This is a genomic window from Photorhabdus hindustanensis, assembly GCF_002968995.1.
In the GTDB taxonomy this organism is placed as follows: Bacteria; Pseudomonadota; Gammaproteobacteria; order Enterobacterales; family Enterobacteriaceae; genus Photorhabdus; species Photorhabdus akhurstii.
Window position 1 is genome coordinate 16,144 of sequence record NZ_PUWT01000055.1, and the last position, 24,204, is coordinate 40,347.

Annotated in this window: 21 protein-coding genes and 2 tRNA genes; 17 read left to right on the top strand and 6 right to left on the bottom strand. The window is 43.7% G+C overall.

Features of this window, described 5'->3' with window-relative positions:
• Nucleotides 1-113: 113 nt before the first annotated feature.
• The gene (locus C6H66_RS18915) at nt 114-1,562 is read right to left on the bottom strand and encodes a M20 family metallopeptidase (RefSeq protein WP_046397574.1); all 1,449 of its coding nucleotides are present in this window, start codon (nt 1,560-1,562) and stop codon (nt 114-116) included.
• A gap of 1,139 nt (nt 1,563-2,701) precedes the next feature.
• Between C6H66_RS18915 and C6H66_RS18925 the strand changes: the two genes are divergently transcribed.
• The 6 genes from C6H66_RS18925 to C6H66_RS18950 all read left to right on the top strand — a co-directional run bounded on the left by C6H66_RS18925 (nt 2,702) and on the right by C6H66_RS18950 (nt 8,810).
• Nucleotides 2,702-4,147 (top strand): 4-hydroxyphenylacetate 3-hydroxylase family protein, encoded by a 1,446-nt coding sequence (locus tag C6H66_RS18925; protein ID WP_036811714.1) that lies wholly within the window; start codon nt 2,702-2,704, stop codon nt 4,145-4,147.
• A gap of 326 nt (nt 4,148-4,473) precedes the next feature.
• On the top strand, nt 4,474-6,042 hold the full coding sequence (locus tag C6H66_RS18930; RefSeq protein ID WP_248000735.1) for an alpha/beta hydrolase-fold protein: 1,569 nt from the start codon (nt 4,474-4,476) through the stop codon (nt 6,040-6,042).
• Nucleotides 6,043-6,145: 103 nt separating this feature from the next.
• The gene (gene phoA / locus C6H66_RS18935) at nt 6,146-7,588 is read left to right on the top strand and encodes an alkaline phosphatase (RefSeq protein WP_046397577.1); all 1,443 of its coding nucleotides are present in this window, start codon (nt 6,146-6,148) and stop codon (nt 7,586-7,588) included.
• A 284-nt stretch (nt 7,589-7,872) separates the two neighbouring features.
• On the top strand, nt 7,873-8,151 hold the full coding sequence (locus C6H66_RS18940) for a type II toxin-antitoxin system RelE/ParE family toxin (protein WP_046397578.1): 279 nt from the start codon (nt 7,873-7,875) through the stop codon (nt 8,149-8,151).
• Nucleotides 8,151-8,465: a HigA family addiction module antitoxin gene (locus tag C6H66_RS18945; protein WP_046397579.1), complete on the top strand. Its 315-nt coding sequence runs from the start codon at nt 8,151-8,153 to the stop codon at nt 8,463-8,465. Before C6H66_RS18940 ends, C6H66_RS18945 begins: the two co-directional genes overlap by 1 nt.
• 78 nt (nt 8,466-8,543) lie before the next feature.
• Nucleotides 8,544-8,810 carry a DUF1435 family protein gene (locus C6H66_RS18950; protein WP_036811729.1) on the top strand — a complete coding sequence of 89 codons (267 nt, stop codon included), beginning with the start codon at nt 8,544-8,546 and terminating at the stop codon, nt 8,808-8,810.
• A gap of 62 nt (nt 8,811-8,872) precedes the next feature.
• Here C6H66_RS18950 and C6H66_RS18955 read toward each other — a convergent pair.
• The 3 genes from C6H66_RS18955 to rsmC all read right to left on the bottom strand — a co-directional run bounded on the left by C6H66_RS18955 (nt 8,873) and on the right by rsmC (nt 10,291).
• Nucleotides 8,873-8,959 (bottom strand) — tRNA-Leu (locus tag C6H66_RS18955).
• Between the two features lie 53 nt (nt 8,960-9,012).
• Nucleotides 9,013-9,099: transfer RNA gene (locus C6H66_RS18960), tRNA-Leu, on the bottom strand.
• Between the two features lie 175 nt (nt 9,100-9,274).
• Nucleotides 9,275-10,291, bottom strand: a complete 1,017-nt coding sequence (rsmC, locus tag C6H66_RS18965) for a 16S rRNA (guanine(1207)-N(2))-methyltransferase RsmC (protein WP_105396390.1) — start codon at nt 10,289-10,291, stop codon at nt 9,275-9,277.
• A 128-nt stretch (nt 10,292-10,419) separates the two neighbouring features.
• On the opposite strand from rsmC, the gene C6H66_RS18970 reads away from it, so the two are divergent.
• The 6 genes from C6H66_RS18970 to C6H66_RS18995 all read left to right on the top strand — a co-directional run bounded on the left by C6H66_RS18970 (nt 10,420) and on the right by C6H66_RS18995 (nt 15,738).
• A complete protein-coding gene (locus C6H66_RS18970; RefSeq protein WP_046396807.1) occupies nt 10,420-10,833 on the top strand; it encodes a DNA polymerase III subunit psi in 414 nt (137 codons plus the stop codon).
• Nucleotides 10,802-11,248 carry a ribosomal protein S18-alanine N-acetyltransferase gene (rimI, locus tag C6H66_RS18975; RefSeq protein WP_036811738.1) on the top strand — a complete coding sequence of 149 codons (447 nt, stop codon included), beginning with the start codon at nt 10,802-10,804 and terminating at the stop codon, nt 11,246-11,248. Before C6H66_RS18970 ends, rimI begins: the two co-directional genes overlap by 32 nt.
• A 156-nt stretch (nt 11,249-11,404) precedes the next feature.
• On the top strand, nt 11,405-12,994 hold the full coding sequence (prfC, locus tag C6H66_RS18980) for a peptide chain release factor 3 (protein WP_046396806.1): 1,590 nt from the start codon (nt 11,405-11,407) through the stop codon (nt 12,992-12,994).
• A gap of 315 nt (nt 12,995-13,309) precedes the next feature.
• Entirely contained in the window at nt 13,310-13,687 is a 378-nt protein-coding gene (locus tag C6H66_RS18985; protein WP_036811743.1) for a BON domain-containing protein, read from the top strand.
• A gap of 211 nt (nt 13,688-13,898) precedes the next feature.
• Nucleotides 13,899-14,960: a patatin-like phospholipase family protein gene (locus tag C6H66_RS18990; protein WP_105396391.1), complete on the top strand. Its 1,062-nt coding sequence runs from the start codon at nt 13,899-13,901 to the stop codon at nt 14,958-14,960.
• Between the two features lie 4 nt (nt 14,961-14,964).
• Nucleotides 14,965-15,738: a TatD family hydrolase gene (locus C6H66_RS18995; RefSeq protein ID WP_105396392.1), complete on the top strand. Its 774-nt coding sequence runs from the start codon at nt 14,965-14,967 to the stop codon at nt 15,736-15,738.
• Between the two features lie 27 nt (nt 15,739-15,765).
• Here C6H66_RS18995 and C6H66_RS19000 read toward each other — a convergent pair whose 3' ends face one another.
• On the bottom strand, nt 15,766-16,461 hold the full coding sequence (locus C6H66_RS19000) for a phosphohydrolase (RefSeq protein WP_105396393.1): 696 nt from the start codon (nt 16,459-16,461) through the stop codon (nt 15,766-15,768).
• A gap of 498 nt (nt 16,462-16,959) precedes the next feature.
• Here C6H66_RS19000 and C6H66_RS19005 point away from each other — a divergent pair, with 498 nt between their 5' ends.
• From C6H66_RS19005 to deoD, 5 genes are all read left to right on the top strand, one after another.
• A complete protein-coding gene (locus C6H66_RS19005) occupies nt 16,960-18,225 on the top strand; it encodes a NupC/NupG family nucleoside CNT transporter (protein WP_181150245.1) in 1,266 nt (421 codons plus the stop codon).
• A gap of 462 nt (nt 18,226-18,687) precedes the next feature.
• Complete coding sequence (gene deoC, locus C6H66_RS19010; protein WP_046396800.1) at nt 18,688-19,467, top strand: deoxyribose-phosphate aldolase; 780 nt, start codon at nt 18,688-18,690, stop codon at nt 19,465-19,467.
• Between the two features lie 73 nt (nt 19,468-19,540).
• Nucleotides 19,541-20,863 carry a thymidine phosphorylase gene (gene deoA, locus C6H66_RS19015; protein WP_046396799.1) on the top strand — a complete coding sequence of 441 codons (1,323 nt, stop codon included), beginning with the start codon at nt 19,541-19,543 and terminating at the stop codon, nt 20,861-20,863.
• Nucleotides 20,864-20,934: 71 nt separating this feature from the next.
• Nucleotides 20,935-22,158 carry a phosphopentomutase gene (gene deoB / locus C6H66_RS19020; protein ID WP_105396394.1) on the top strand — a complete coding sequence of 408 codons (1,224 nt, stop codon included), beginning with the start codon at nt 20,935-20,937 and terminating at the stop codon, nt 22,156-22,158.
• 78 nt (nt 22,159-22,236) lie between these two features.
• The gene (deoD, locus tag C6H66_RS19025) at nt 22,237-22,953 is read left to right on the top strand and encodes a purine-nucleoside phosphorylase (protein ID WP_036811781.1); all 717 of its coding nucleotides are present in this window, start codon (nt 22,237-22,239) and stop codon (nt 22,951-22,953) included.
• A 90-nt stretch (nt 22,954-23,043) separates the two neighbouring features.
• Here the strand turns inward: deoD and C6H66_RS19030 are convergent, their stop codons facing one another.
• On the bottom strand, nt 23,044-24,198 hold the full coding sequence (locus C6H66_RS19030) for a trans-sulfuration enzyme family protein (RefSeq protein ID WP_105396395.1): 1,155 nt from the start codon (nt 24,196-24,198) through the stop codon (nt 23,044-23,046).
• Between the last annotated feature and the right edge of the window lie 6 nt (nt 24,199-24,204).

The window sequence follows — 24,204 nt, forward strand, 5'->3', positions numbered from 1 at the left end:
GTTTCACTCATGTTTTTTCCTTTGTGTTTGCTGTCGTTATTATTTTTTAATTATGTAAATGACTGAATACTGGTCTGCCTGTTATAGGCAAGCCAGTATTTATCGGAGCAAAGTTACTTCAAAGGTGATGGTTTAACATCGGGTGGAATGGGGCTCTGATAGGGATTTTTATCCCTCTGGTGTTTGAACTCTGATTGAACTTCTGATAGCAGAGCCGGGTCTGTTAATAATTCAAGCGCGGTAGCGGCCATAATTTTCCCTGCAAGACACATCCCTTTGTGAGCAATGGATGAACGTCCTTGTGCGACTAGTTGCCAAGTATGCAGTGGTGTGCCAAAGGCAAAGCAGGGGCTGAAACATTGGGCGGTTGGTGTTACCCAGCTAACATCTCCAACATCGGTAGAGGCATATATTAACTCCTGCGATTCTATATAAGGCAAGACTTCATCTGTCAGTGCTTTTTCCTCTTGTCGCTCACTCCAGCGTTTACCCTCTTCACCCGCTATCTGAGTTGCATTGAATTTGACATTGCGTAAATCATCTTTTGTCAGTGTTTGATGGATTTTTTCGGCAAATTGGCGTTCTTCATCAGTGTATTCAGGAATACCAAAAGCTTGAACATATTGATACATCGCTCTTTCCATCGTGCGGTTAGGAACATAATTTGAACACGCTGTGTCAAAGCGAATATTCAATTGCGTACCGGTCATTAAGGCGGCACCTTTAGCGATATCAATAACTCGTTGATAAATATCTTGAGCCTGATCCCGTTGCGGAGCGCGAACAAGGTATAAAACTTCGGCATCAGCCTGTACAACGTTAGGTGACATACCGCCCGTATTAGTCACTGCATAATGAATTCGTGCTTCCTGAATGATATGTTCACGAAGAAATTGAACACCCACATTCATCAGACTGACAGCATCTAAAGCACTTCTGCCTAGGTGGGGAGAATTGGCGGCGTGTGAAGCAATCCCTTTGAAATGAAATGCTGTTTGGATATTTGCCAGAGACTGAACATTAAATACACTACTGAATGATTCAGGATGCCATGTAATTGCTGCATCAACATCATCAAAAAGGCCCTCCCGGACCATAAATGTTTTGCCGGAACCTCCTTCTTCGGCTGGGCAGCCGTAAAACTGCACAGTTCCAAGGCGTTGATTTTTTTGCAGCCAGGCTTTCACTGCAAATGCCGCAGCAAGGGCGGCCGTCCCCAGTAAATTATGTCCACACCCGTGGCCGTTACCGTTTTCAATTACAGGACTAGGTTCATAACAGCCTGCTTTTTGGCTTAAACCAGACAGTGCATCATACTCACCAAGTAAAGCAATCACAGGGTGTCCACTACCATAACTGGCGATAAACGCGGTCTCAATATTGCCTACCCCTCTTTGAACTACAAACCCTTCATTCTCTAACGCATTTGCGAGCAGTTCAGCAGAAAAGTTTTCTTTAAAATTGGTCTCAGGGTGTTCCCAAATCTTATCGCTAAGGTAAGTAAAATCACTTTGGCGTTGGTTAATATATTCATGTATGAATTCAGTCAATGAATTATTCATAGTATGAACTCCGAAATCAGTAAGTTAGGGTGACAGTGGCTAATATTTCCACTGCGGCTATCATCACATTTTCATAAAAGTCAAACAGTTCATTATAATGATGACCCACACTGAGTTCTGTACCGAAAATTGAGGTAGGTGGCTCGACCACCATTAGATTTGACGCGCTCCATAAAGTAGGTTGCGTCCTCTTAGCCAGCCGCTTGCTGGTCTTTTGGCAACAGATGAAAGTTTTGGGATATATTGTTGAGCCTGTTGATAAATGAAATCGACCTACACAGGACTCGGTTGGTTACTTTGAGCGGCTCCTATTAACTGTATTTCATATTCAACCCCCTGCATTTTTGCCGCTCCTTCAATAAGCTGCTTCAACTGAAAACATACTAAATATGAAGACGGTTTTGTTCACCATTGATCACAGAAGAAAGCCGGGACTGGCAGAGCAAAAAGCTATTGATGAGATAAGAAAAACCTTGGATTTCAGTGAGATATTTCATCTAAGCCATAATGATGAGAAATCAATAATTGAGTTTGCAAAGCATTCAATATAACTAACCTTAGCTCTCTTTCGAGGGCTCCCCATCAAACTAGCCAAAATCTCACCCCGAAAATTTTTTTGAAAATAAATTAATCGAAAAAGCAATGAGATATTAAACTTTACTAAACATTGGTTTAGTGATTGATTGTTTAATATATTTATTAAACTTACTCACATCAAAGCACAGCGAACAGGTAAGGAAAGTCCACGAAGTAGCTGCGTATTAAACCACCATGCCAAAATCTATCGAAATAGGGTTTTGATTTATTAGCGCTAAATTTGTGGGGGTACCTCAGCGCAGTGCAGCGTGGGATTATGATACCTGAACTGGCAACCGGTCCTTAAATGAGTTGATGGTTAAGATAAATAGAGTAGGAAGATAAATCGTATTTATGTATCAAATTAAGAGAGAGATCACAGATACTCAAGAAAATTTACTGAAATATTTTATCGAATCATTGTGATTCAATCTATACTGGATACGTAGAAAATAATTAGATAGAAAAATTTAAATGGCAATGCCCGACAATAGGGTAGGGAATTGCTATGCCTTTGAAGATCGATTTACCTAAAATTAATTCTATTTCGGAGGAAGTTGCTAATGTCTAAGACCGGTGAGGAATATATTGAAGGCTTGCGTGATGGAAGAACCATTTTTCTGAATGGAGAAAAGATCACTAATCACGTGGATCACCCTGCTTTTCGGAATGCAATTAGAACTGTAGCTTCACTTTATGATTATCAGGCAGCACACGCTGATCGGATGACGTTCGAAACACCTGGTGGTAAGCGTGTTGGTTTATGTTGGGAACTTCCTACTACCCGAGAGAAATTAATTGCCAGAGGTGAGGCTGCGTATGCTTGGGCAATGCAGAGTTGTGGTTGGCTAGGTAGAAGTCCAGATCATGTTTCTGCCGCTTTTACCGGAATAATGACTCATCTGGAAGTATTTGAGGAATATTCCAAGGATAGGGCTGAGGCATTGAAAAATTACTATTCATATGCCCGCGATAAAGATATTTATTTAGCTTTCACATTAATCAATCCACAAGGTGATCGTTCCAAAACGCCTAGTGAGCATATAAAAAACGAATTTCATACTCTTGGAGTATTGGAAGAAAAACCGCAAGGAATCATTGTTCGCGGGGCAAAGATGTTAGGAACAGCGGCCGTCCTTGCAGAGGAAGTGGTTGTTGGCGTGTTTAATCCACTCAAAGAGGGCGTTGATGATAAATATGCGGTGTCTTTTGCATTACCATTGAATACTAAGGGAATAAAAATTCTTTCCAGAAAATCCTATGAAATAGGCAGTAATAAATTTGACTCCCCTTTAGCACATCAATTTGACGAAAATGATGCGGTAATTTATTTCGACGATGTTTTTGTTCCGTGGGAAAGAGTATTTGTTTATAAAAATACGGAGATGTGTCGCCAGCAATTTCTGGCAACTGGTGCTGACGTTTTAATGGATGTTCAGGGTATGGCTCGGTATGCCGTTAAATTACATTTCTTAACGGGTTTGGCTCATCAACTTACCGAAGCTACCGGCGTTAATGAATTTCCGGCTGTTCGTGAATCGTTAGCCGAGCTTGCTTGTTATGCTACTAATATTGAAGGGCTGTTTCGTGGTTTGATCCACAATCCTGATCGGCATAATGAATATTATATTCCCAATCGATCACAACTGTATGCTTGCCAGGTTTTATTGCAGTCAACTTATCCAAAGGTGATAGAAAGCATCAGAAAACTCTCAGGTGGTGGTGTGATTATGTTACCGTCAAATTATATTGATTTAGCAAATCCAGAAATTCGTGATTTAATAGAAAAAACACAATATTCAACTTTACTGGCCCCCATTGAACGAGTGAAATTATTGAAGTTAGTGTGGGATGCGATCGGTTCTGAATTTGCATCACGTCATACTCAATATGAAATGTTCTATTCAGGCGCGCCTTTTATTGCTCTGTCTCGTGTTTATGAAAAATATGATTGGGATTTTGCTAAAAGTATGAGCCAGGGGATTTTAGATTCTATGGATGTGAGTTAAATTCTGTATTTAATTCAGATGTAGCTAACTCGTTTTATTTTTATCAAATTTGACGATGCGGGATAGATTATATCCCGTATTATTTGTTACTTAATCTTTTGAAAGATAGAATGGTTCGACTAATATCATATCAAGATATTGAATTATTTATGTATCCATCCATAAATTATTTCGTCTTGTTAAAGAATTATTTTAATGAAAGCTAACACACAATTTATGCTATTAATAATAGTAATTGTTCTTATGCTTAAATAAGAACTTAGTGCATGATTTGCCGTGTCAAAAAAATTGAATATCAGTAATCAACCATCTAAAAAGAGAAAAAAATGAAAATAAACATAATGATATTTGCTCTTATGGCTTCTTTTAATGTCTTTGCTTCTCAGTGTCACCAAATAAAATTTCAGCAAGATCAGCAAGCAATAACCGGGAGTTTTAATTCTCAGGGGAGATTGTGTATTGAATTTAAAATTCAGGCTGAACATTATGTAAAGGGATCGGCATTGGGTATGCAAAAATTGGTGGTGCAGAAGGGTAATCAACAACATATTCGCACGCTTTTCACTGATAGTCCGGTGGATGCTCGTCAGTCAATTGGCTTTACTGTTCCTCAGGCAGGAAAATATCGGTTGGCAGCTAAGGGTAAGGCGGGAGAGCCGTGGCAGCTTACGTTGTCATTTCCACCTTATATTCCCAAGGATAATGATTATGGACAGCTACCAAAGAGCCAGCGTCTGAAACAACTTCAGGCTGATATCGCACAAGGAAAAGGTACTCATGCCTTCTGGAGGGAAATAACCCGCAAGGGCGCGCCGTTGATTGAAGATTATGATGATAAGCATAAGCGAGTCACTTTCTTGTGGCGTGGAGCAAAAGCGAATGTCTTTATTTTTGGTGCACCGAGTGGTGATCATGATCCAATGTCACATTTGGCGGGTACTGATGTTTGGTTTCGTAGTTATATCGTTCCGTCAGATACCTTGATGCAATATAAATTGGCGCCGGATTTGCCGCGGGTTGAAGGCACGGCTGACGAACAGCGTAGGTCGATTTTGGTAACGGCGCAGGCCGATCCATTAAATAAAAATGTGGTACCGACTTTATCCGAAGATGTGTTTAATCATGATTCATTGCTGGCATTAAGGTCAACCTTATGTGATATCGCACAATTCAAACAATCGCCTTTTCAGGGAGCGACTAAACTTCATCAGCTTGCGAGTAAGATTCTGGGTAATAGTCGAGAAATTGCGATTTATCAACCGGTTACTCCGATTAAACAGCCTGCTATGTTGGTGCTGTTTGATGGGAAGATTTACCGTAAGCAGTACTACATTGATAGATTTTTCGATTCCCTGATTGAACAGGGCAAGATTCCACCTATGTATGTGGTGTTTATTGATAGCTTGGATAGTGTACGTCGGGGTCAGGAACTGCCTCCCAATCCTAATTTTGCTGAATTTATGGCGAGAGAATTGATGCCGTGGCTGGCCGGTCAGGGTATTAAAGCTCCGGCAGAACGTACCATTATTTCAGGTTCCAGCTATGGTGGATTGGCATCTTCGTGGGTGGCATTTAATCATCCTGAATTGTTTGGCAATGTTCTCAGTATGTCTGGTTCATATTGGTGGGCGCCGCAGGGAGAAAAGCCTGAATGGTTGATCCGTGAATTTGCCAAAGCAGAGAGAAAACCGCTGCGTTTTTATTTGCAAGCGGGATTGTTTGAAATTAATCGCGGGGAATTGGAGGGCATTTTATATAATAATCGTCGCCTGAAAGAGATGTTATTACAGAAAGGTTATCCAGTTGAATCCAGTGAAGTTTCTAGTGGTCATAATTATATTTCGTGGTGTGAAACCTTGTACCACGGAACCCGGTCGTTGGTAGCAAAATGGTGAATTAATTTATTTTCTTCACATAATTGTCACATAGCTTATTTAGTATCCCTTTATCAGATAACGATGATTTTTATTCCGATTACGTTTTAATAAGGAAACCTTAATGTCGAACAAGTATACGAAAAGTTTGGTTGCGGTTATGGTCTCAGCTTTAATTTCAGGTGTCAGCTTACCGGTGTTGGCGGCTGGTGATCAGAATGTCGATCAAATTATGGCGGAAGGTCGGTCGGTAAAAGGTAATATTACGGAATTTGGTGGTGCTCGCCGTATGACTCAAAACCAGACTGAGGCATTAAAAGCAGCGATAAATAACCATAAAGCTAAGAACGTTATTCTGTTTATTGGTGATGGTATGGGGGATTCTGAGATTACTATTGCCCGTAACTATGCGGAAGGTGCGGGTGGATTTTTCAAAGGAATTGATGCCTTGCCATTTACCGGCCAATACACTCACTATTCTCTGGATAAAAAGAGTCGTAAACCCAACTATGCGACTGATTCAGCCGCTTCTGCCACAGCCTGGGCTTCTGGTGTAAAAACCTATAATGGCGCGTTGGGTATCGATGTATTTGGTAAAGATCATCAAACTCTGCTTGAGCTGGCAAAAGCGAATGGTAAAGCAACGGGTAACGTAACGACGGCTAGGATACAGGATGCAACGCCGGCAGCGCTTTATGCGCATGTCACTCACCGTGATTGCTATGGCCCGCAGGAGACGATAGAAAAATGCCCAACGAATGCGCTAGAAAATGGCGGGCGTGGTTCCATTACAGAGCAATTATTAGTGGCTCGTGCTGATGTCACATTAGGTGGAGGCGCCAAATTTTTCGCCCAGAAATCAGTTGCCGGCGCTGGTAAGGATAAAACGCTGGAGCAGCAGGCACAGGAACAGGGTTATCAGTTGGTTAGGGATGCTAAGTCATTGGCATCCGTTACTGGAGCGAATCAGAAAAAACCGCTGTTGGGCCTGTTCCATGAAGACAATATGGACATTTCTTGGGAAGGACCTAAAGCAGTTTATCACGGTAATATTGATAACCCCCCAGTGACGTGTAAAGTTAATTCGAAACGGAATCCTGATGCGCCGACGTTGGCACAGATGACGGAGAAAGCCATTGATCTGTTAAAAGAGCATAAGAAAGGTTTCTTCTTACAAGTGGAGAGCGCTTCTATTGATAAGCAAGATCACAAAGCTAATCCTTGTGGGCAGATTGGTGAAACTGTCGCATTGGATGAGGCGGTACAAGTTGGCTTGAAATATGCGCGTAAGCACGGTGATACATTAGTGATTGTCACCGCTGATCATGCTCACTCCAGCCAGATTATTGAAGCGCATATAAAATCTCCGGGGTTGACTCAGGCACTAATCACTAAAGATGGTGGGGTGATGGCGGTAAATTACGGTACTTCCGAGGGTAAGGAACAGGAACATACTGGCACTCAACTCCGGGTGGCCGCTTATGGTCCTCAGGCAGCCAATGTTGTGGGGCTGACTGACCAGACAGATCTGTTCTTCACGATACGTGATGCGATGCAGTTAAAGTAATTATTGTGCGTGGTTGAGAAATAAAGAGTTAAGGCCGGATAGCACACCCGGCCTTAATTTTTTTGTTCTTTTTAGCGAAATCCGCCGTAAACCCTCGCCCAATGCGAGGCTGTCGAGGAGCCAGTCTGAAAGTGCGCTCTTGTCAGCCGCCGAGACACGGCGAATACCCCAAAATTCTCCGGTGCCGTGTTCCTGTTCGTCCCAGCCAGACGACTTATTGTGACTATTGCATGACGTGTAACATTGTCGTATGCTATTACACACCATGTAATACGGATAGGACGATGATTAAATCATTCAATCACAAAGGGTTGAAGCAACTTTTTGAAAAAGGGATTACTTCTGGTGTACCGGCGCAGGATGCCGAGAGGATTAACGACCGTTTACAGGCTATTGATGTGGCAAATGAAATAGGCGAGTTAAACCGTCAAATCTATAAACTTCACCCGTTGAAAGGAGATCGCGAAGGTTACTGGTCTATCACTGTCCGGGCTAACTGGCGCATTACTTTTCAGTTCATTAACGGTGATGCTTACATTTTGAATTATGAGGATTATCACTAATGAGACAGTTTAAAATTTCCCATCCTGGAGAGATTATAGCCAGAGATTTAAAGGATATGGGTGTTAGTGGTCGTCGCTTTGCACTCAATATTGGAGTAACACCCGCTACGATATCGCGTTTTCTTGCCGGTAAAACTGCGTTAACTCCATCACTGGCAATTCGTATTGCCGCAGCGCTGGGAAGTACACCTGAGTTTTGGTTGCGTCTCCAGAGCGCTTATGACCTGCGTCAGTTGGAAAATCAAATCGATACGTCCGGGATCGTTTTATATGGCGAACAGGACGAAATGTCGCAGGTCATCTCAAAGTATTAAGCAACTGCAACTGGCTTGTACTTCACACTTTTTTGTATATGATATTGGTAATCATTATCATTTGACTGGGTGCAAGTTATGATCAGAATTAAAGACAGAGAGAGATCGCTTTTCTGGCAGGGTATTACCAGCTTGTGGGGAATCGGTTTATCTAGCCTGGCTGGCATGCTATTCGTCATCGTCAATCCTGGAATTGAGCAGTTCAAAATTGGGATGGTATTAGCGATGCTGTTGACGCTATTTATGCTGCTAAACCAGAAGTCACGCCATTTTTTGTTGATACCATCAGGGTTTGCTGTGTTGTGTGCTTTATTGGCTGGAATGCACCGATTTGGCTGTTTTTGACGTTTTATTGAAGAAAGAATGGATGAGAAACGCGATTATAGAAATAAAGAAAATGAACAGATTGGTGCGAAAGGAGGGACTTGAACCCTCACGTCCGTAAGGACACTAACACCTGAAGCTAGCGCGTCTACCAATTCCGCCACCCTCGCAGGTACTGTCATTGTATTTTCTACTGCCGAATTCAATCAGCGGTTGTCTGATTTGGTGCGAAGGGGGGGACTTGAACCCCCACGTCCGTAAGGACACTAACACCTGAAGCTAGCGCGTCTACCAATTCCGCCACCCTCGCAAATTCAGACACTATCAATCTGTTGATTGATAGCATGGAGGCGCATTTTAGAGGTTTTGTAGTCGGCGTCAATCATTATTTATAAGCGTTGCATGGTTGCCGTAAAAATCGTCACCCTTCTATTATGTTGTTATCAAAAATAACCTGCCCTTGAATCAAGGACAGGCTGAGTCAATTAGAATTTTTTTGTTGCCTGATAAACCTTGAATTTCCCGGTCTGAGCAATGACTTCATGACTGCCAAAAGTTTTATCCAGTAAATCGGGATAAGGCAGGAAGGCATTGGCGACAATCCGCAATTTTCCTCCGGGTTTTAGGTGGTTGGGAGCTTGGCGGATCAGATCATCGGCTGCCAGTAAACTGGTTTTTAATCCTTCATGGAAAGGAGGATTAGAGATAATCCAGTCGAATTTACCTTCAATATTGGAATAAACGTTACTGACAACAACGTGGCCTTCCAGTTTATTCGCTTTTAAGGTCGCTTTACTGGAGGCAATGGCTGCTGCATTAACATCACTGAGAGTAAGTGCTAACTCAGGATTTTTCTTACCCAATACGGCTGCCAGAACACCCGCACCACAGGCGATATCCAGTAAATTGCCAGAGAGAGGTTTGTCAAAGGTAGAAAGCAATAAACGGCTGCCAACATCCAGTTCATCCTGGCTAAATACACCCGGCAACGTATTCACTATGACGTTTTCCACCTGATAACTGTTCCACCAGTTATCCTGTTCGAACTGTACTTCATGTTCTAACTGACCGTAGAACAGGCTGCAACGGCGGGCGCTGTCGATTTTTCGAAAAGTTGCCATGCCTTCCATCAGTTTGTCTACACTACGTACTCCGCTACGGTTTTCTCCGACAATAAAAATATTGATACCTTTTGGCAAAATAGAGAACAGGCTGCGTAATTGAAAGCGAGCTTCCTGCTTACTTTTAGGCCAGTAGTAGATCAGGGTGTCACAACCCTGGGTAAATGCTTTTTCGGCTACCAGTCCAAACCAGGCATGATCACCGAGAGTGCGGATCAGTGATTGCCAGTGATGATATTGGTTAGTGTGCACTCGCACACTGGCAGCATCAATTTGGGTTGCCAGTGTGTCCTGAATATCACCGGCGAAGAGCAGGTGATGAGAGCTAAGTTGCTCACGGTGACGCAAAATAACTTCACTGGCGGGGGTTAACGCAGACATTTGTCTATAAGCTCCTTTATGTTCTGTGTCCAAATATCAGGAAATAATAAATCTAACACCCAATATTGGCGCAGATCGTGGCCTCTGATAACATATTACCGATTATTTTTTACAGCAGGTGGATAGATATGGTAACCCGGCGCGACAGGTTATTAGCTCAACTGGGAATTACCCAATGGACCTTACGTAACCCGACGGTTTTACAAGGTGAATTAGCTGTTCACTTACCTGATACCACCCGTCTGCTGATTATTACCAATGACCACATTGATTTAACTAATTCATTATTAATAGATATTTTCACCGCTATGGGGTTGGATAAATCCTCTGTTTACTGCATTACAGCAAATAATGTTGCAATGTTACCGGAACAGGTTAAGTGCCCATATTGGTTGTTAGGTGTGGATATTACACTATCATGGCCGGGAATTTCTTTGAGAAGCCCGGCATTAAATGATTTATATTGTGATGGACAGGCAAAACGTTCTCTCTGGCAACAGATTTCTCAACATGAACAACATTTCTCTATTAACTCCCGCTGATCTCCCGTCCGCTTTTCTGGTTGAGAAAGCCAGTCACGCGTTCCCGTGGAGTGAGAAAACATTTTTCAGTAATCAGGGTGAGCGGTATTTGAATTATAAAATAGCGATTAATGAACAACTTATTGGCTTTGCGATAACCCAAGTGATATTAGATGAAGCAACCCTGTTTAATATCGCTATTCATCCTGACTACCAAGGTAAGGGTTATGGTAAAGGATTATTAGCGTATTTAATATCAATTCTGCCGGGTAAAGGGGTGAATACCTTATGGCTTGAAGTCAGACAATCGAATCATTCCGCTATTGGATTGTATGAACAATCAGGGTTTAACCAAGTCTCTGTGCGTAAGCGTTACTATCCTACCGCGACAGGTAAAGAAGATGCCATCATCATGGCGTTGCCGCTGTTTGCCTGATAAGTGCTATAAAATTGATTGATTGTTTATAACACCAATTTCAGCGAAAATGAGCGCCAATTTTTCATTCACCCACGGGTTTGGCAACTGTTTTCCTTGCGGGGAAGCGTCTGATGTTGAATACAAGCCCGTATATAAAGCAGAAGATTGTTATTGATGTCAAATTCCCCTTTTCAGCAGGAAGTCGCTAAACGGCGAACTTTTGCTATCATTTCTCACCCTGACGCAGGGAAAACGACGATTACTGAAAAAGTGTTGCTGTTTGGACAGGCGATTCAGAAAGCCGGTACAGTGAAAGGTCGTGGTTCAAACCAGCACGCGAAGTCTGACTGGATGGAAATGGAGAAACAGCGTGGTATTTCCATTACCACTTCTGTGATGCAGTTTCCTTATCAAGATTGTCTGGTTAACCTGTTGGATACGCCAGGGCATGAAGATTTCTCCGAAGATACTTATCGCACATTGACGGCGGTTGACTGTTGCTTGATGGTCATTGATGCCGCTAAAGGGGTTGAAGATCGGACACGTAAATTGATGGAAGTGACCCGTCTGCGCGATACCCCGATTCTAACATTCATGAACAAGCTGGACCGCGATATCCGTGATCCAATGGAACTGATGGATGAAGTGGAAAATGAGTTGAATATCGCTTGTTCTCCGATTACCTGGCCGATTGGGTGCGGTAAGTCTTTTAAAGGGGTTTATCACCTCTATTTTGATGAAACTTACCTGTATCAGACCGGAAAGGGGCACACGATTCAGGAAGTCCGCGCAATTAAGGGGCTGAATAATCCTGAACTGGATGCCGCGATTGGTGAGGATTTGGCTGAACAACTGCGTCAGGAACTGGAACTGGTGCAGGGGGCTTCCCATGAGTTTGATCATGATGCATTTTTGCAAGGTGAACTGACACCGGTATTTTTTGGTACTGCGCTAGGTAACTTCGGTGTTAATCACATGCTGGACGGTTTGGTGAAATGGGCGCCTGCGCCGATGCCGCGTCAGACAGATGTCCGCGAAGTCTCCGCTCAGGAAGATAAATTTACCGGGTTTATCTTTAAGATCCAGGCCAATATGGACCCTAAACACCGTGACCGCGTGGCTTTCTTGCGTGTTGTATCGGGTAAATATGAAAAAGGCATGAAGCTGCATCAGGTAAGAATTAAGAAAGATGTGGTGATTTCTGATGCGCTGACATTTATGGCGGGTGATCGTTCTCATGTGGATCATGCCTACCCGGGAGATATTATCGGTTTGCATAACCACGGGACAATTCAGATTGGTGACACCTTTACACAAGGGGAAGATCTGAAATTTACCGGTATTCCTAACTTTGCTCCGGAATTGTTCCGTCGTATTCGCTTGCGTGATCCTCTGAAACAGAAACAGCTCTTGAAAGGATTGGTTCAATTATCTGAGGAAGGCGCTGTACAGGTATTCCGTCCACTGACAAATAACGATTTGATTGTGGGAGCCGTTGGTATTCTCCAGTTTGATGTCGTTGTTGCCCGTTTAAAAAGCGAATACAACGTTGAAGCTTTATATGAACCGGTAAACGTCTCAACGGCGCGTTGGGTTGAATGTCATGACGCTAAGAAGTTGGAAGAGTTTAAGCGTAAGAATGAGCAAAATCTGGCGCTCGATGGTGGTGACAACCTGACCTATATTGCTCCAACAATGGTTAACCTAAATCTGACGGGTGAACGTTATCCTGACGTCAATTTCCGCAAAACGCGGGAACATTAATATTTTTAAGGCTAACAATAAGTTAGCCTTTTTCTTTACAAAAATATATGTAACACAAGAATAATTTATAATTTAGTCGGGTAAGATCGGTCTTATTTTATAGCGCTTTGCTTTATTTTCCTGTTACTATTTCCTCAGTCTTTACTGTGTTGATGTGCTTATTTCCCGATTTAGCCTTTCAGCTATTGGGAGCGATAACCTGTTTTTAATTCTAATGTGGATTGCGATTCTTTGTGTAAAGAAGCATTAGTGTAAAAACGGTTTGAATGGCTTTATAGATTCAGAAATCTAACCGGCAATTAAGGAAGGTATAGGATGAAGAATGTTAAATTGGCTCACTTGTTGATGGCTATTGCCTTGGGGACCACCTTGATTAGCAGTAGTGTATTGGCGGAAGAGTCTTTTAAAAATAAAGCGACACAAGCACTCGACAGTGCTGGTCAGAAAATCGATAGCTCAATGAAAAGCATTGATGGTTATATGGGTGATAGTGCTACCACAGCAAAGATTAAAAGTGAGCTGTTGGCGGCAAAAGGTATCAACAGTAGTGATATCTCTATCAAAACAGAGAAGAGGGTCGTTTATATTTCTGGTTTCGTGAACAGTGAGGAACAATCTAGAAAAATTATAGAGATTATCTCTCAAGTGGAAGGGGTCAAATCTATTCAAAACGGTTTGACCATAAAAAAATAATATATTTTATTAATTGAGTGGTTGTTTTCCATTCAAATTATTTTGCTTTGTAGTAACCAGATTTGTAGTAACTGGATTTGTAGTAACCGGATATGCGCCCTCACCAGGGGACTTTTATCAAAATATTGACTATGTAGCACCATAATATAATGACGGATAATAACTTCCCAAGTTATGCTCTCTATCCGTCATTTATTTTCTTGGGGGCTGTGTGGGGAAACGTATACCGATAACGTTGGGAAATATCGATCTATTATCCTATAAATATAAGTCGCATATTAAAACTGGAAAGATTGCACTGGTTTGTGAAGGTGGAGGGCAACGCGGCATTTTTACTGCGGGTGTGCTGGATGAATTTATGCGCGTTGAGTTTAACCCGTTTGATCTCCTGCTTGGCACTTCGGCAGGCGCTCAGAACCTTTCAGCTTATATTTGCGGACAGCGTGGATATGCCCGGCGAGCCATCAGTCGTTATACAACTAATCCAGCCTTCTTTAACCCTTTGCGTTTTGTACGTGGTGGTCATTTAGTTGATTTAGATTGGTTTGTGCAGACCGCTTTTCAGGACCTGCCATTGGATATCCCGACAGCTTTGCGCAGATTTGAGGCCGGATGTGAGTTTTATACTTGTGCATGTCGTGCGGATAATTTTGAACCTACCTATTTCCAGCCTGATAAGCACAACTGGCTGGAAGTGATTAAGGCATCAAGCGCCATTCCTGGGTTTTATCGCAATGGTGTGACGATACATGGTGTTGTTTATTATGATGGCGGCATCAGTGACGCGATTCCGGTAGAAGAGGCGTATCGGCGAGGTGCTGATACCATAGTGGTGATCCGCACAGTCCCTTCACAGCTCTATTACACGCCTGATTGGGTACAACGAATGGAACGTTGGTTGGGGGATAGTGGTCTGCAAAAGATGGTACGGATGCTACAACAACATGCGACAAGCTACTACCGCACCCAGAAATTTATTGAAAATCCACCTGATGATGTACAGATTTTTGAGATCTATCCGCCAGCATCCTTAACGACCAGCGCATTAGGTAGCCGTTTGCCGGCGCTGAATAGGGATTATCACCTTGGACGTCGTTGTGGGCGCTATTTCCTGGAGACAGTTGGTCACTTATTTATTGGTAATAAGTTTAGCCTTGCTAAGGATAACAACGACTGCTTAAGCGATAATATTTTGTGCCAGAACGAAGAAAATAGCCCGTTGGCGTTGCCGACTGACTTAGCTGTATTGTCAGAACAGATTGATAACGGATAGTTTGATGTTTATTGATACCCACTGCCATTTTGATTTCCCGCCGTTTTGTGGTGATGAGCAGCGAAGCCTGCGACTGGCGGCACAGGTTGGTGTGGATAAAATTGTTATCCCTGCTATTAGTAGGGACAATTTGCAACGGGTATCTGAACTGGCTCATTCTTATCCAGCGATTTATGCCGCATTGGGTTTGCATCCCCTTTATATCGATCAACATCAGGAAGCGCATCTTGCGGATCTGGAACAATTTCTGAAACAGAAACACGAAAAGTTGGTCGCGGTTGGGGAGATTGGGCTCGATCTCTACATGGCTGAACCCCAGTTTGAAAAGCAGAAAGCGTTGTTATGCGCTCAATTGCGGTTAGCAAAACAGTATGAATTACCGGTTATCCTTCATTCCCGAAAAAGCCATGATCAGCTGGCAGCGATCCTAAGAAAAATCGACCTCCCCCGTACCGGTGTAGTACACGGATTTGCCGGTAGTTTATCGCAGGCAGAAACTTTTATCCGTTTGGGATATTACATTGGGGTAGGGGGAACCATTACTTATGAAAGAGCGCAGAAAACACGTCGTGTGATGGCTGAACTCCCGTTGACGTCTCTTGTGTTGGAAACCGATGCCCCGGATATGCCACTTTTCGGCTTTCAGGGAGAACCTAACCGACCGGAAAGAGTTGCCGGAGTTTTTGCTTCGTTATGTGAGATTCGTCATGAATCTTCGGATGAAATTGCCAACCAACTTTATCATAACAGTGTTGAACTATTTGGATTGGTTGTATGATGTATAGCGAGATTTTAACTTCTTTTTTTAGTTCCCATCGAAAAAATCCTTTATAAATTCGTCCGTGTTAATCAAATCGCCTTTAATTTCGCTTGAGAGTTTGCTCAAAAAATCAACCAAATATTGGGCGTTCGATTGTGCGATCTTCTTGCCTTCGGTGGTGTTCATCTTTTCCGGGAGCTTCAATAGCTTGGTCTGAAAGTGATCGATTGTATAGGATTTGTCATCCAACGGGCGATTAAGTGCAAAAGGATCATCATGATGAAAAAGCCCTTGGCCGAGCATGCCTGCGATATAAAATACTCTGGCGAGTCCGATGGCTCCTAACGCATCCAATCGGTCTGCATCTTGGAGTATCTTAGCTTCTGTCGTTTCTGGAGGTAAGTTTGCACTGTAGCTATGAGTTATAATGGAGTGTTCTACCGAACTATAAAACTCTTTTGGGAACTCTGGAAATTCAGTAGACAGAATTCTGGTGGCTTCCTGTGCTGCCAGTTTTGAAGATTGTTTTTTCTCTGGATGATTCTTTGGTAATGACACGATGTCATGTAAGTAACTTGAGGCAATGATGATTAAAGGCTCACCTCCTTCTTTCTCCATGATTCTTTTCGCATTATTTGCAACGCGGATCAGATGCCCAATATCATGAGCATTATCATTAGAATTTGCGAGCCGTTGTTTTAAAAACTCTTTCAAGCGTTCTTCTAGCATATTGGCTTTCATTATTTTCACTTACCTAAAGATATTGAATTAATTGTTTTTATACAACCGTTTGATTGTTATTCAAAAAAATAAATTGTTATCTCCATAGAGGAATCACTCGTAATTTAAATATGGGCTTATTTCCTTAGAGTTATCTTTGGAACATTGCTTCGTTTGCTTATCTATGGATGTGAATATTATGTCAGAGTTGTTGTCTGAGGATTATAACCGCTACACTTTAATTGCGCTTACCTGATAATTATTCCTTAATTGTCGATTATTTTGCCATTCCGAGATTAGATTATTCATTGCAGATTATTTTTGTAATTTGTGTGATTCACATCACATTTATCATTTTTTTTATCGCTTTTTTCAGTAGATATTTGTGATGTCAATAGCTTGTTCATTCCGATGACTGAGTATAATCAGCGCCGACTCATCGTCAGTGAATGATTTACGTTCAACTGGCATATTTAATTTATTATTAAGTGAACAGGGATTCTTCCAATGCAACTCCTTATGAGCCTGGTCGGGATGGCAGTGCTGATCTTGATCGCAGTACTCTTTTCCAGTAATTATCGTGCTATTAAACTTCGTACTGTCCTTGGCGCCTTTTTGATTCAGGTCGCTATCGGTGCTTTCGTACTTTATGTTCCCGCAGGTAAGAAGATATTAATAGGGATGTCTGAGGGAGTTTCCAGTGTTATCCAGTATGGTCAGAAAGGAATGGATTTTATTTTTGGTGGATTAGTTTCCCCCAAAATGTTTGAACTGTTTGGTGGCGGGGGATTTGTTTTCGCCCTGCGTGTGCTGCCTATTATTGTTTTCTTCTCTTCATTGATCGCTGTGTTGTACTACATTGGCGTTATGCAGCTAGTTATCAAAATATTGGGCGGTGGTCTGCAAAAAATTCTCGGCACTTCACGTACAGAATCTTTGTCTGCGACAGCCAATATTTTCGTGGGCCAAACTGAGGCGCCGCTGGTTGTTCGCCCTTATATTGCTACCATGACTCAATCTGAACTGTTTGCGGTAATGTGTGGTGGTCTGGCATCCGTTGCGGGTTCGGTACTGGCGGGTTATGCATCAATGGGTGTTCCTTTGGAATATCTGATTGCGGCTTCCTTTATGGCGGCGCCAGGCGGCCTGTTGTTCGCTAAATTGATGGTGCCTGAAACTGAAAAAACATCTGATACCGTTGATGCAATGTCACTGGTTTCGGAAGAGGAACGCCCTGCTAACATCATCGATGCTGCCGCCTCTGGCGCCGCTTCTGGTATGCAATTGGCATTGAACGTCGGTGCAATGTTGTTGGCGTTTGTGGCCCTGATTGCATTGTTAAATGGTATTCTCGGTGGTATCGGTGGTTTGTTTAAATATCCACAACTTTCTCTTGAACTGATGTTGGGTTGGATTTGTGCGCCGATTGCTTACCTGATTGGTGTTCCGTGGAATGAAGCAACAGTTGCGGGTTCTTTCATCGGTCAAAAACTGGTTGTGAACGAATTTGTTGCCTTTATGAATTTCGGTGAATATTTGAAACCGGATGATGTGGTTGCGGCTGCTGGCTTGCAGGTGCTGTCAGATCACACCAAAGCGATTATCTCCTTCGCATTGTGTGGTTTCGCTAATCTTTCTTCCGTTGCTATCCTGCTTGGTGGTCTGGGCGGTATGGCGCCGAACCGTCGCGGTGATGTTGCTCGTTTGGGGATGAAAGCCATTATAGCGGGTACACTCTCCAACTTAATGAGTGCAACGATTGCAGGTTTCTTCCTGGCTCTGTAACGTTGTTGAAATAGGCAGGTGGGATAATCCCGCCTGCAATCTATTTTCCTACCGGTTTATCCTTAATTCGTGAGTTATATTTTTTGTCGTGTATTATTTGATGATAAGCAAGTTGGATTTGCCGGTAAACCCCATGATAAACATAGTTTAATGTGATAAAAATCACATTTGAAATTATTATCTTGCAAATTACATGTAATTAGTGTGATTTTTGGCACAATTTTTTGAACGTTGAAATGTTCAAATATAAGATATGCCAAATTTCAAGGAGTCAAGGCGAGGCTCGCATTAAGGACCATAAGCCGAAGAGAGCATAGTGCGGTGAAAAGGAGTTCAATCGTCGCTGTAGGCATACCATCGCGACATCTTTATGGAACCAAGTCCGCTCGCCAACAAACAATCGTTTAACAGCATGTGTGGCTCTAGCAAAAGCTAGCCGCGATAATAACGTTGGAGAGTTTTATGACCGATTTAACCGCAGCAGCGCAGCGTGCGCTGAGTTTGATGGATTTAACGACACTCAATGATAATGATACCGATGAAAAAGTGACGGCGCTTTGTCATCAGGCGAAAAGCCCGGTGGGTAATACTGCGGCTATCTGTATCTACCCTCGTTTTATTCCTCTGGCGCGTAAAGTATTACGTGAACAGGGCACTCCTGAAATCCGCATTGCAACAGTGACAAACTTCCCACACGGCAATGACGATATTGATATCGCTTTAGCTGAAACCCAAGCGGCTATCGCTTATGGCGCTGATGAGGTCGACGTGGTTTTCCCATACCGTGCATTGATGGCCGGTAATGAACAAGTCGGTTTTGACATGGTAAAAGCGTGTAAAGCCGCCTGCGCAGAAGTGGGAGTGCTGTTAAAAGTCATTATTGAAACCGGTGAACTAAAAGAGGAATCCCTGATCCGTAAGGCGTCTGAAATTTCAATCAACGCGGGTGCGGATTTTATCAAAACCTCTACGGGGAAAGTGCCGGTTAACGCGACATTGGCAAGCGCTGAAATCATGATGAAGGTGATTCATGAGATGGGCGTGGGTGAAACAGTTGGTTTCAAACCGGCTGGTGGCGTGCGTACCGCGGAAGAGGCTGCACAATATCTGGCATTAGCTGATCATATCATGGGTGACAAATGGGCTGATGCCCGTCATTTCCGGTTTGGGGCTTCCAGCTTGTTGGGCAGTTTGCTAACCACTCTGGGGCATCAGAATCAAGAACAAAGCAGCAATTATTGATAATCGAGTACCGCGTCAATCAGTGCGTAACCACTGAGTTTTTCCCGATTTTAATCATGATTAGGAGAATGCTTTGTTTCTGGCACAGGAAATTATCCGTAAAAAGCGTGATGGATATCCACTGAGCGAAGAAGAGATCCGCTTCTTCATCAATGGCGTGCGTGACAATACCGTTTCCGAAGGACAAATTGCTGCGCTGGCGATGGTTATCCACTTTCAGGATATGGTGATGGAAGAACGTGTCGCCCTGACGTTGGCTATGCGTGACTCCGGTACCGTTTTGAACTGGCAAAGCCTGAATCTGAACGGCCCGATTGTAGATAAACATTCGACCGGCGGTGTTGGTGATGTGACCTCCCTGATGCTTGGCCCGATGGTGGCGGCCTGCGGCGGTTATGTTCCGATGATTTCCGGCCGAGGTTTAGGCCATACCGGGGGAACGCTGGACAAGCTGGAAGCGATTCCTGGGTTTGATATTTTTCCTGATGAGCGGCGTTTCCGTGACATTATTCAGGATGTTGGCGTGGCGATTATCGGTCAGACCGATTCGCTGGCCCCGGCAGATAAACGCTTCTATGCAACTCGTGATATTACCGCGACGGTGGATTCTATTCCCTTGATCACCGCCTCTATCCTTGGCAAAAAATTGGCTGAGGGCCTGGACGCACTGGTAATGGATGTCAAAGTGGGCTCTGGTGCGTTTATGTCAACGTATGAAACGTCACTGCAACTGGGGGAATCAATTGTTGGCGTGGCTAACGGCGCAGGTTGTAAAACTACCGCGCTGTTGACGGATATGAATCAGGTTCTGGCATCCAGTGCGGGTAATGCGCTTGAAGTTCGTGAAGCTGTTCGATTTCTGACGGGTGAAAATCGTAATCCACGTTTACTCGAAGTGACAATGGCGCTAGGTGTTGAAATGTTGGTATCCGGTCATTTGGCAACAGGCCGTGAAGATGCTTGCAATAAACTCCAGTCTGTCTTAGATAACGGTAAAGCAGCCGAAATCTTTGGTCGCATGGTCGCGGCACAACAAGGTCCGACGGATTTCGTCGAGCGTTATGACAGTTACTTGCCAACCGCTGTTTTCACTAAACCCGTATTGGCTGAACAGCATGGATTTATTACGTATATGGATACCCGTGCTTTAGGGATGTCAGTAGTTTCTCTTGGTGGAGGGCGCCGTAAGGCCGCAGATCCCATTAATTACAGCGTGGGGCTGAGTAATATCGTTGCTCTGGGTTCAGAAGTTAATGTAGGTACACCCTTAGCTATTATTCATGCCAACAATGAGAGTGAATGGCAGGAAGCGGCAGAGGCAGTACGTAAAGCTATCATTCTGGGTACAGAAGCCAAACCAGCCACACCAATGGTTTATCGCCAAATTGGCGAATAATAACCATACTTATTATTAGAAAATGGTGGCATTTTCGCATTGTTAGCGTGATTTGACGCAGGAGAAAATTTATGAAACGAACATTCATCATGGTATTGGATTCTTTTGGCATTGGCGCCAGTGAAGATGCTGAAAAATTTGGTGATAAAGGATCTAACACCTTGGGGCACATCGCGGAAGCGTGCGCCCGTGGTGATGCTGATGTCGGTCGCAAAGGGCCTCTGTATTTGCCGAACTTAAGCCGTTTAGGTTTGGGTAAAGCGACTGAGGAGTCCTGTGGAACTTTCCCTGTAGGTTTGGATAAAGACGCGGACATTATTGGCGCTTACGCTTACGCCAGTGAACTCTCTTCCGGTAAAGATACACCGTCAGGTCACTGGGAAATTGCCGGAGTCCCGGTGCTGTTTGACTGGGGTTACTTCAAAGATGAAGAGAACAGCTTTCCGCAGGCATTGTTGGATAAACTGGTAGAACGCGCAAATCTGCCAGGTTATCTCGGTAATTGCCACTCTTCTGGTACGGTTATTTTGGATAAATTGGGTGAAGAGCATATGAAAACGGGTAAACCGATTTTCTATACCTCTGCTGACTCGGTATTCCAGATTGCTTGTCACGAAGAGACTTTCGGTTTAGATCGCCTGTACGAACTGTGCGAAATCGCCCGTGAAGAGTTGACTAATGGTGATTACAATATTGGTCGGGTGATTGCGCGTCCATTTATTGGAGACAAGGCGGGTAATTTCCAGCGTACCGGTAATCGTCATGACTTAGCTGTAGAGCCGCCTGCTCCTACCATACTGAAAAAATTGGTCGATGAGAAAAATGGCGAAGTCGTTTCTATCGGTAAAATTGCCGACATCTATGCGAATGTCGGCATTACGCAAAAAGTAAAAGCGACCGGCATCGATGCACTGTTTGATGCAACGCTGGTGGAAATGGAAAAAGCGGGTGACAACACCATCGTATTTACTAACTTTGTCGATTTCGACTCTTCTTATGGTCATCGTCGTGATGTTCCGGGTTATGCGGCGGCATTGGAACTGTTTGACCGTCGTCTGCCTGAAATGCTGAAACTGGTGAAAGATGATGACATTTTAATCCTGACTGCCGACCACGGTTGTGATCCAACGTGGTCTGGTACTGACCATACTCGTGAGCACATTCCGGTGCTGATTTATGGACCAAAAGTGCAACCTGGTTCATTGGGGCACCGCGAAACTTTTGCTGATATTGGACAGACAGTTTCTGAATACTTTGAACTGTCGCCAATGGAATATGGCAAATCAATGCTCTGAACCTACTTACTGGCTGCTTTTGGGCAGCCATGTATGACTACTAAAATAACCATTAAATAAAAAAATAAGGAATTTGATATGGCCACGCCTCATATTAATGCTGAGATGGGTGATTTTGCAGACGTTGTTCTGATGCCTGGCGATCCATTACGTGCGAAATATATTGCTGAAACTTTTCTGGAAAATGTACGGCAGGTAAACGACGTACGCGGCATGTTGGGGTTTACCGGTACTTATAAAGGCCGCCCGATTTCTGTGATGGGGCATGGTATGGGTATCCCATCCTGCTCTATCTATGCGAAAGAACTGATCACCGATTTCGGCGCTAAAGTTCTTATCCGTGTCGGTTCCTGTGGTTCGGTACGTCAAGATGTTCAATTGCGTGACGTAATTATTGGCATGGGGGCATGTACTGATTCCAAAGTTAACCGTATACGTTTTAAAGATCACGATTTTGCGGCAATTGCTGATTTCGATCTGGTCCGTAACGCGGTTGATGCGGCTAAAGCAAAAAACATCAATGTGCGTGTAGGCAACATCTTCTCAGTGGAGCTGTTCTATACACCTGATCCACAACTGTTTGATGTAATGGAACAATATGGCATTCTGGGCGTAGAAATGGAAGCCGCGGGTTTTTACGGTGTTGCGGCTGAATATGGCGCAAAAGCGCTGACTATCTGTACCGTTTCTGACCACATCCGTACTCATGAAAAACTGACCGCCGAGGAACGCCAGACAACTTTCAATGAAATGATTGAAATCGCCCTGGAGTCTGTTCTGTTGGGTGATAAATAATCCGGTTCTACATTTGCTTTTGATTGCATAAAAAGAGCCGCTTTTTATTTAAATGCCAGCCAGTTGAAAAAATTGGCTGGCATTGCTCTTTTATTGAGCGGCTTTTTCCAACGCCTGAGCTAAATCGGCGATGAGATCCTCGGCATCCTCTATACCTACAGAAATACGTATCAACTGTGGTGTAATCCCGGAAGCAAGGCGTTTTTCTAATGGAATAGACGCGTGGGTCATACTAAATGGTTGGCCGATCAGACTCTCCACTCCACCCAGACTTTCTGCCAATGTAAATAGCTTTAGCTCTTGAATTAACCGGCGGGCATAATCATCATCACCTTTTAAGTGAACAGAAATCATACCGCCAAAGCCGTTCATTTGACGTTTAGCCAATTCATGCTGTGGATGAGAAACGAGGCCGGGATAGAAGACGGTTTCGATTTGAGGCTGTTGTTCCAGCCAGTGTGCGATCTTTGATGCACTGTCGATGTGACGCTGCATACGCAGCGCAAGAGTCCGCATGCCGCGTAGTACCAGGAAACTACTAAATGGATCGAGCACGCCGCCGACAGAGTTTTGCAGGAAACCAAGTTTTTCTGCTAGTTCTGCATTTTCTCCGACGACAGCCAGTCCTGCGATCACATCAGAGTGGCCGTTTAAATATTTCGTGGCGGAGTGCACAACGATATCAAATCCCAGATCAAGTGGGCGCTGGAGATACGGCGAGGCGAAAGTGTTATCTGCCACGCTGATAATACCGTGCCGTTGCGCTATTTGTGCGATAGCCGCCAGATCAGCCAGTTTCAATAACGGATTGGTGGGGGTTTCTACCCAAATCATTTTTGTGTCGGGACGAATCGCTGCTTCAAGGCCGGTAATATCATGGGCTTCCACGTAAGTGACACGCAAACCGGCAGTGCGGCTACGTACTTTTTCGAGTAGCCGATAGGTGCCGCCGTACAGATCATCGACGGCCACCAAATGGCTATCCTTATCCAACAGTTCTAGCACCGTGGAACTGGCAGCCAGCCCTGAACTAAAAGCGTAGCCTCGGCTACCGTTTTCCAATTCGGCTATCGCGTTTTCTAGTGCATCACGTGTTGGGTTGCCGCTGCGGGAATATTCATAACCCGTGTGTTGGCCGGGGGCGGATTGGGCGTAAGTCGAAGTGGCATAAATTGCCGGCATTACTGCGCCAGTGTGATCCGGTGTATAGCCCGCATGAACAGTTTTAGTATCAAACTTGGTCATAGAATC

Excerpts from the sequence above, each read along its gene's own strand:
- C6H66_RS19030 (WP_105396395.1), bottom strand. The coding sequence starts at position 24,198 with ATGACCAAGTTTGATACTAAAACTGTTCATGCGGGCTATACACCGGAT.
- C6H66_RS18915 (WP_046397574.1), bottom strand. The coding sequence starts at position 1,562 with ATGAATAATTCATTGACTGAATTCATACATGAATATATTAACCAACGC.
- deoD (WP_036811781.1), top strand. The coding sequence starts at position 22,237 with ATGGCCACGCCTCATATTAATGCTGAGATGGGTGATTTTGCAGACGTT.
- deoB (WP_105396394.1), top strand. The coding sequence starts at position 20,935 with ATGAAACGAACATTCATCATGGTATTGGATTCTTTTGGCATTGGCGCC.
- rsmC (WP_105396390.1), bottom strand. The coding sequence starts at position 10,291 with ATGTCTGCGTTAACCCCCGCCAGTGAAGTTATTTTGCGTCACCGTGAG.
- C6H66_RS18925 (WP_036811714.1), top strand. The coding sequence starts at position 2,702 with ATGTCTAAGACCGGTGAGGAATATATTGAAGGCTTGCGTGATGGAAGA.
- C6H66_RS19005 (WP_181150245.1), top strand. The coding sequence starts at position 16,960 with ATGAGCCTGGTCGGGATGGCAGTGCTGATCTTGATCGCAGTACTCTTT.
- C6H66_RS18995 (WP_105396392.1), top strand. The coding sequence starts at position 14,965 with ATGTTTATTGATACCCACTGCCATTTTGATTTCCCGCCGTTTTGTGGT.
- C6H66_RS18940 (WP_046397578.1), top strand. The coding sequence starts at position 7,873 with ATGATTAAATCATTCAATCACAAAGGGTTGAAGCAACTTTTTGAAAAA.
- phoA (WP_046397577.1), top strand. The coding sequence starts at position 6,146 with ATGTCGAACAAGTATACGAAAAGTTTGGTTGCGGTTATGGTCTCAGCT.
- C6H66_RS18945 (WP_046397579.1), top strand. The coding sequence starts at position 8,151 with ATGAGACAGTTTAAAATTTCCCATCCTGGAGAGATTATAGCCAGAGAT.
- prfC (WP_046396806.1), top strand. The coding sequence starts at position 11,405 with ATGTCAAATTCCCCTTTTCAGCAGGAAGTCGCTAAACGGCGAACTTTT.
- rimI (WP_036811738.1), top strand. The coding sequence starts at position 10,802 with ATGAACAACATTTCTCTATTAACTCCCGCTGATCTCCCGTCCGCTTTT.
- deoC (WP_046396800.1), top strand. The coding sequence starts at position 18,688 with ATGACCGATTTAACCGCAGCAGCGCAGCGTGCGCTGAGTTTGATGGAT.
- C6H66_RS18985 (WP_036811743.1), top strand. The coding sequence starts at position 13,310 with ATGAAGAATGTTAAATTGGCTCACTTGTTGATGGCTATTGCCTTGGGG.
- C6H66_RS18950 (WP_036811729.1), top strand. The coding sequence starts at position 8,544 with ATGATCAGAATTAAAGACAGAGAGAGATCGCTTTTCTGGCAGGGTATT.
- C6H66_RS19000 (WP_105396393.1), bottom strand. The coding sequence starts at position 16,461 with ATGAAAGCCAATATGCTAGAAGAACGCTTGAAAGAGTTTTTAAAACAA.
- C6H66_RS18930 (WP_248000735.1), top strand. The coding sequence starts at position 4,474 with ATGAAAATAAACATAATGATATTTGCTCTTATGGCTTCTTTTAATGTC.
- C6H66_RS18970 (WP_046396807.1), top strand. The coding sequence starts at position 10,420 with ATGGTAACCCGGCGCGACAGGTTATTAGCTCAACTGGGAATTACCCAA.